Consider the following 7,301-nt stretch of genomic DNA (forward strand, 5'->3'; position numbering starts at 1 on the left):
CATCTTTAGAAGGAAAACGATCTTACCACCCTTTGCAGGGGCTTTCATGGCGTAGCCAGCAAAAGCGGGGCCAAGCTCAAAAAGAGGGGTTGAAAATGATTTTCATTAAGTAGAATAAATTTATTAATGCATTGAATTTATTAATTTTTATTGCTTTCCGTTGATACTGTTAAGCAGTGAGTCATAAATAATCCAGTGATTCAGTGCGGGCTTGTTTACCACCGCTGTTTGCATTGTTAACATGATCACACTTTTTTGACGTCTTCCCCGTTTTGGTGCGTCATTTCTTACCTCGGTATAGGCAGGGCATTGCTGGTAAAACTCGATACGCTGGTGGCGCGCTACGACGAACTCAATCGTCTCAAGACGCAACGGGCGTTAGGTCTCATGAGTCGCTACGGGCAGCAGGTCTTCCAACTGCTGCCCGTTATGCTGCACTTCAATCATCCCCTGTTGCCCGGTTATGTGGCAGGTGATGTGCCCCACGGCATCTGGAGTTTTACCGCCAACGAGGCCCAGCAGGCCTTCATCCAGGACCTGTGCCAGAACGCCAATTGCCAGAACGGCCTCACGACCCACGACAAGTCGATTCAGGGGCTCTATTCCATGGGCAGCACCTCGTCCATTGGTCAGTGCTGCTACTCGGATCTCGATATTTGGGTGTGCCACGTGGCCGGTTTGTCGCAGGAGCGGCTCGAGTTGCTGGATCTCAAGTGCCAGCAACTCTCCAAGTGGGCCGAGCAGCGTGGGGTCGATCTCAACTTCTTCCTGATCCCCGAGGACAAGTTCCGCCAGCGCAACGATGCCCAGATGCAGGGGGAGAGCTGCGGTAGCGCCCAGCACCTGCTGCTGCTCGACGAGTTCTACCGCAGCGCCATGCTGATCGCTGGCAAGCGCCTGCTCTGGTATCTGGTGCCTGCCGAGTATGACGATCACTACGACGAGTACGTGAACGGCCTGTTTGCCCACGACAAGCTGAGCCAGGACGATTGGCTCGATCTTGGTAGTTTCAACCGCATTCCCGCCGAGGAGTACTTCGGCTCCGCCTTGTGGCAGCTCTATAAGGGTATCGACTCCCCTTACAAAGCCGTGCTCAAGTCGGTGCTGATGGAGGCTTACTCCCACGAGTATCCCAATACCCGCCTGTTGTCTGTCACCAGCCGCGACTGGTTCCAGCACAACGAGGGCATGCACTACCGGCTCGACAACTACTGCCTGATGCTGGACAAGGTGACCAACTACCTCAAGTCCATCGGCGACATGCAGCGGCTGGATTTGGTGCGACGCTGCTTCTATCTGAAAGTGTGTGACGGCCTCAGCCATCCGAAAGAGGATCACTCCCCGGCCTGGCGCCGCGAGCAGATGACCCAGCTGGTGGCCTACTGGGGCTGGAGTCCGGAGCGGCTGCATCATCTGGATCACCGCCAGGAGTGGAAGGTCGAGGACGTCAAGGTGGCCCACGCCGAGCTGCTGGAAGCCCTGATGCAGAGCTATCGCAATCTGATCCAGTTTGCCCGGCGCAACAACATCAGCGAGTCCATCAACCCGGAAGACATCGGCATACTGTCGCGCAAGCTCTACGCTGCGTTTGAGAGCCTGCCGGGCAAGGTGCAGCGCATCAACCTGACCATAGCGCCGGATCTGAGCGAACCGGACCTCAGCCTGGTGCAGGTGCCCCACGGCCGCCTCAACCGCGCTGGCTGGTATCTCTACAAGCACTCCCTCGAACCGGTGGATATCATAGGCCGGGCACCGCTCGAATATAACGGCTACATCAGCAAGCTGGTCTCCTGGGCCTACTTCAACGGTTTGCTGACGCCCCAGTCCCGGGTACACCTGTTCAATCAGGGGTCGGATCTGCACATCGACAATCTGCACCAGTTTTGTCGTGACTTGTCCGGCACCTTCCCGGTCAAGTATCCCCGTGCCACCAACCTGGCACTCAGCCGTCCGTGCGAGATCCGTCAGCTCTCCATCTTCCTCAACCTGGAGACGGATCCGACCAGCCACTGGGTGGGTCAGGTGATCGAATTCGACGCCAATGCCGCCGATGTCTTCTCGTTTGGCCGCAATCTGGAGTGTCTGGTGGGATCGGTGGATCTGGTTTATCGCAACTCCTGGAGCGAGATCCGCACCCTGCACTTCCAGGGTGACGAAGCCGTGGTGGACGCCCTTACCACCATACTCGGCAAGATGCACCAGGACGCCGCCGCCCCCGAGATGATAGAGGTGTTCTGTTACAGTCAGCACTTCCGCTCCCTGGTGCGGACCCGTTTCCAGCAGCTGGTGGCCGAGTGCATCGAGTTGCGCCTCGCCCGTGACAAGCAGCAGCTGGTCAAGACGCTGGCACTGGGCCGCGAGAAGTACGGCATCTTCTTCGAGCGGCGCGGGGTGTCGGTCAAAAAGCTGGAAAACGCCATCGATTTTTACCGTCACATCTCCCACAACAAGCTGGATCACCTGCCGCTGCGACTCGACAAGACTCATAGCCAGCACCTGCCCGGTATCGTCGACTCCTATGCCAGCGAAGGGCTGGTGCAGTTCTTCTTCGATACCCGGGATGCGGGTACCAACATCTATATCCTGGATGAGGCGAACCGGGTGGAGATCTACCAGCATTTTGCCGGCAACAAGGATGAGCTGGTGCAGGGGGTGAACCGTTTCTACACCTCCAGCCACGAGCGTTTCAGCGATGCAGGCCAGTTCAGCAACTTCAACCTGCCACAGTACTACGAGATAGTGCAGGTCAATGGCGAGCTGGAGGTGATCCCCTACCGCAGCCAGGGACAGCTGCGTGACGGTGCAGGCCAGGCCCGTGAATTGGGCTCGGCGACGGGGTAGCGCCAGAGGTCGGGCATGGGGTTGGCGACAAGGCAGCCGGCATGGCCCTCTTGCTGATACGGGTCTTCGAACCTGCCGAATAAAAACGGCCTGCAGATGCAGGCCGTTTGGCTATCCGGAGCCTGCTCAGTGCGCGAGGCGTGCCAGCAGCCAGCTGCGGATGTCGTCAAGCTGTGGGCGACAGATCTCGTGACGCATGGGGTACTCGTGCCACTCGAGGGTCAGCCCTGCCGCTTCCAGCTTATTCTTGGCGTCCCAGCCCATGGAGAGGCTCACCACGTCATCATAGATGCCGTGCATGTAGCAGATGGGCAGGCTGCGGGCGGCCTCGCTCATCTCCGCCAGCAGGGCATCGGGCGCCGCCAGATAGGTGGACATGCAGAGCAGCCCGGCAAGCCGTGCCGGATGACGCAGGGCGGTGAAGGAGGCGATGACGCCGCCCTGGGAGAAACCGGCCAGCAGGATGCGCTCGGGAGCAAAGCCTTCGGCCACCAGCTGATCCAGCAGGGCGGCGATACGATCGGCAGATTCACGCACATGGGACTCCACGGCGCGACCCACCGGATCGTCGAAGCTCTTGATGTCGTACCAGCCGCGCATCTTGTAGCCCATATTGATGGTGATGGCGCGTTCGGGGGCATCGGGCAGCAGATGACGCACCGGCAGGTCGGCAGGCAAGTCCAGCGCATCCACCAGCGGTGCCAGACCCGCGCCGGAATCCCCCAGCCCGTGCAGCCAGATCACGGCGTGGCGGGCGTCCTGCGGATATCGGTCGATCATGGGAATACCACTGCCTCACCCGCCTGGGTGGTGCAGGCCTTGGTCAGCAGGGCCTTGAGCTCATGGCCGAAGCGGTTGTCGATCCAGGTTTCCCCTTGCAGCTCGAAGTGGAAACCGTTCTCGCGGGTGGCGACCCAGATCTGGTGCAGGGGCTCCTGCTTGTTGATGATGACCTTGGTCCTGTTCTCGAACGACAGGGTCAAGACCCCGCCGGCGCGTTCACAATCAATATCCGGATATCCTGCGTCGACAGTGTCTTCCACATATTGGAAAAAGGCGTCGGTCAGGGCGTGATACTCGTGATCCTTCATCGGTTTATCCTGTTGCTTTTAACAATGTGAGTGCGATTATAGAGGGCCAAAAAATTTTTCGCAGCGAACCATTATGATTACCCAGCTTACCAAGTGTCTGCTTGCCATTCCTCTGTCTCTTGGTTTGGCCGCATGTGGCCTGACGGGGCCGCTTTACATGCCGCCCCCCCAGCAGCCCCAGACCCAGAATACACCGCAAGCACAGACGCCTGTGACCGCCGAGGCCGCCCCAGAGGCCGCGCCGCAATAATTTAGGAAGGAACCGCCCCTTGGATCACTTTAACTACGACGCCGACGGCCAGCTTCAGGCCGAACACACCTCGCTGCAATACCTGGCCGAGCAGTACGGCACTCCGCTGTATGTCTACTCCCGCGCGACCCTTGAACGCCACTGGCATGCCTTCGATCAGGCCGCTGGCGATATTCCCCATCTGATTTGCTATGCGGTCAAGGCCAACTCCAACCTGGCGCTGCTCAACCTGCTTGCCCGCCTGGGATCGGGTTTTGACATCGTCTCCGGCGGCGAGCTGTCGCGGGTACTGGCGGCTGGCGGCGATCCGGCCAAGGTGGTCTTCTCCGGTGTGGCCAAGAGCGAAGCCGAGATGCAACTGGCGCTGGATAAAGAGATCTTCTGTTTCAACCTGGAGTCGGAAGCCGAACTGGAACGGCTGAATCGGGTGGCGGGCAGCATGGGCAAGAAAGCCCGGGTCTCGGTGCGGGTCAATCCGGATATCGATGCCGGGACTCATCCCTATATTTCCACCGGCCTCAAGCAGAACAAATTCGGTATCCCCATCGAGCAGGCGCCCGCCATCTATCGCAAGGCGGCCGCCATGGCCAACATAGAGATCAAAGGGGTGGATTGCCATATCGGCTCCCAGCTCACTGAATTGACACCCTTTATGGAGGCGGCTGACAAGCTGCTGCGATTGATCGACGAACTGGCGGCAGAAGGCATCCAGATCCATCACCTGGACGTGGGCGGTGGGCTCGGGGTCAACTATGGCGCCGAGCAGCCACCGCACCCCACCGAATATGCCGAGGCGCTCAAGCAGAAGCTGGCGGGCCGGGATCTGACCCTGCTGTTCGAACCGGGCCGCGCCATCGTCGCCAACGCCGGTGTGCTGCTGACCCGGGTGGAGTACCTGAAGCCGGGTGAGACCCGCAACTTCGCGCTGATCGACGCCGGTATGAACGATCTGCTACGTCCCTCCCTCTACGGCGCCTGGATGAACATCATAGAGGTGGACAGCCGCGCGGCCCATGAGCCGGCGCTGTACGACGTGGTCGGCCCTGTGTGCGAGACGGGTGATTTTCTCGGCAAGGAGCGCTCCCTCGCTATCGCTGAGGGGTCCCTGCTGGCAGTGCGTTCGGCCGGTGCCTATGGCTTTACCATGTCATCCAACTACAACACCCGTCCGCGCGCGGCCGAGGTGCTGGTGGATGGCACGCAATCCTTCCTCATCAGAGAGCGCGAGCAGTTGGCCGATCTCTGGCGCGGCGAGCATCTACTGCCCTGATAGCAGGGAAACGCACGATTGAGCGTGATAAGTTGACCGATCGCTGGTGCAGTGAGCATTTACTGCCTAAAGGGTACAGGAACGCACGATGTTGATAGATTTTTCCAAGATGCACGGGCTGGGCAATGACTTCATGGTGGTGGATGGTGTCACCCAGAAGGTGTTTTTCAGCAATGACGTCATCAAGAAATTGGCGGATCGCCACTTCGGGATTGGCTTCGACCAGCTGCTGCTGGTGGAGCCGCCCTATGATCCTGAACTCGACTTTCACTACCGTATCTTCAATGCCGATGGCAGCGAGGTGGAGCAGTGCGGCAATGGTGCCCGTTGTTTCGCCCGCTTCGTGCGTCTCAAGGGGCTGATCAACCGGGATCGCATCGCGGTCAGCACGGCCCGTGGTCGCATTACCCTGCAGCTGGAAGGGGAGAATCAGGTCACGGTTAACATGGGTGTCCCCCAGTTTGAACCGGGCAAGATCCCGTTTCGGGCCCAGAAGGCGGAAAAAACCTATCTGTTGCGGGCGCAAGAGCATACTGTGATGTGTGGTGTTGTCTCCATGGGCAACCCTCACTGCGTCATCGAAGTGCCTTCGGTGGCCGATGCGCCGGTAGAGACACTGGGTGCCATCATGGAGCGGCACGAGCGTTTCCCAGAGCGGGTCAACGTCGGCTTCATGGAGATGGTCAACGCCACCGAGATCAAGCTGCGGGTGTTCGAGCGCGGAGTGGGCGAGACGCTTGCCTGTGGTACCGGCGCCTGTGCGGCGGCGGTGATCGGCATCAGTCAGGGCAAGCTCAAGGAGCGGGTCACCGTCAGTTTGCCGGGTGGCAAGCTGACCATCGCCTGGAAGGGGCCGGGTCAGCCGGTCTATATGACGGGCCCGGCCGAGCATGTATTCGACGGCCAGATAGAGTTGTAGGCATGGGGCGGGGATGGCTCCGCTCTGCCAAGCGCTAATGTCGGGGCCTTGTGCCCCTTTTTCAGATGGACCAACCAAGTTATGAGCGAACTCAAACGGCAGGAATCACTGGTGGAGGAAGCCACAGTGCTGGAATACCTGGCACGTTATCCCGAGTTTTTCCAGCGCCACGCGGCCATGCTGGATCGGATCCGCATTCCCCACAAGCGCAAAGGTTCGGTCTCGCTGGTTGAGCGCCAGATGGACCGACAGCGCGAGCGCATCGAGCAACTGGAGCAGGAGATCACCGAGCTGATGGGGATCGCCAGCGAGAACGAGCGGATCTTCCGGGTGTACGCCGACCTCTACGGCGAGCTCTACGGCTGCCAGACCCTGTTCGAGGTGAGTGCCGTGATGGGCAAGGCGTTTGTGCAGCGACTGCGACTGACTGGCCTGCGGCTCTGGCTCAGCCCGAAAAAATTCCAGTTGAGCGGCCCCGAGCAACGCTTCATGGCGGAGGGCAAGCAGCTCGATCAGCTGCTGGGTCAACGGCTGCCGGGGCAGGATTACTACTTCGGTCGCCTCAACCAGAGCGAGAAGCAGGCGCTGTTTGGCCACGATGTGCTGGTCAACTCCGTCGCCCTGATGCGGCTCGGCGATCTCGGCGTGCTGGCCTTTGCCAGCTCGGATCCCAGCCACTTCAGTCCCCACAATGACACCCTGTTGCTGGGTCAGCTGGGGCGCTTGTTGCAACTGCGCCTGCCCGAGCTGGTTCGTGGCTAAGGCACCATCTCCCGCAGCAGAGCCGCTGCCGACCAGCCTGGCCGATGAGTTGGCTGCCTTCATCGAATACCTGAGGGTCGAGCGTCAGCTCAGCCCGCATACCCGCAGCAACTATCGATCTCACCTGGATCTTATGGCCGCCGAGCTGGTCAGGCTTGGCCTGAACGA

8 protein-coding genes are annotated in these 7,301 nt (G+C 59.9%); 6 read left to right on the forward strand and 2 right to left on the reverse strand.

Features of this window, described 5'->3' with window-relative positions; all coding sequences use genetic code 11:
- Positions 1 to 309: 309 nt before the first annotated feature.
- Positions 310 to 2,841, forward strand: coding sequence for a class I adenylate cyclase (locus AAC083_RS18725; protein ID WP_108537408.1), 2,532 nt, complete (start codon positions 310 to 312; stop codon positions 2,839 to 2,841).
- 126 nt (positions 2,842 to 2,967) lie between these two features.
- Here AAC083_RS18725 and AAC083_RS18730 read toward each other — a convergent pair whose 3' ends face one another.
- Together AAC083_RS18730 and cyaY are read right to left on the reverse strand one after the other, a co-directional pair.
- Complete coding sequence (locus tag AAC083_RS18730) at positions 2,968 to 3,621, reverse strand: alpha/beta hydrolase (RefSeq protein WP_108537409.1); 654 nt, start codon at positions 3,619 to 3,621, stop codon at positions 2,968 to 2,970.
- Positions 3,618 to 3,932, reverse strand: a complete 315-nt coding sequence (cyaY, locus tag AAC083_RS18735) for an iron donor protein CyaY (protein WP_042038410.1) — start codon at positions 3,930 to 3,932, stop codon at positions 3,618 to 3,620. The genes AAC083_RS18730 and cyaY overlap by 4 nt, the downstream gene beginning before the upstream one ends.
- Positions 3,933 to 4,005: 73 nt before the next feature.
- Between cyaY and lptM the strand changes: the two genes are divergently transcribed.
- The 5 genes from lptM to AAC083_RS18760 all read left to right on the forward strand — a co-directional run.
- Entirely contained in the window at positions 4,006 to 4,182 is a 177-nt protein-coding gene (gene lptM, locus AAC083_RS18740; RefSeq protein ID WP_219927913.1) for an LPS translocon maturation chaperone LptM, read from the forward strand.
- A gap of 19 nt (positions 4,183 to 4,201) precedes the next feature.
- Positions 4,202 to 5,452 (forward strand): diaminopimelate decarboxylase, encoded by a 1,251-nt coding sequence (gene lysA, locus AAC083_RS18745; protein WP_042038412.1) that lies wholly within the window; start codon positions 4,202 to 4,204, stop codon positions 5,450 to 5,452.
- Between the two features lie 88 nt (positions 5,453 to 5,540).
- Positions 5,541 to 6,371 (forward strand): diaminopimelate epimerase, encoded by an 831-nt coding sequence (gene dapF / locus AAC083_RS18750; RefSeq protein ID WP_042038414.1) that lies wholly within the window; start codon positions 5,541 to 5,543, stop codon positions 6,369 to 6,371.
- An 81-nt stretch (positions 6,372 to 6,452) separates the two neighbouring features.
- Positions 6,453 to 7,133 (forward strand): DUF484 family protein, encoded by a 681-nt coding sequence (locus tag AAC083_RS18755; RefSeq protein WP_181364820.1) that lies wholly within the window; start codon positions 6,453 to 6,455, stop codon positions 7,131 to 7,133.
- Positions 7,126 to 7,301: site-specific integrase (locus AAC083_RS18760; protein ID WP_258224768.1), on the forward strand; the 176-nt coding region annotated here is incomplete at its 3' end. The genes AAC083_RS18755 and AAC083_RS18760, both read left to right, overlap by 8 nt.

It is taken from the genome of Aeromonas sp. HMWF014 (assembly GCF_963878295.1).
In the GTDB taxonomy this organism is placed as follows: domain Bacteria; phylum Pseudomonadota; class Gammaproteobacteria; order Enterobacterales; family Aeromonadaceae; genus Aeromonas; species Aeromonas popoffii.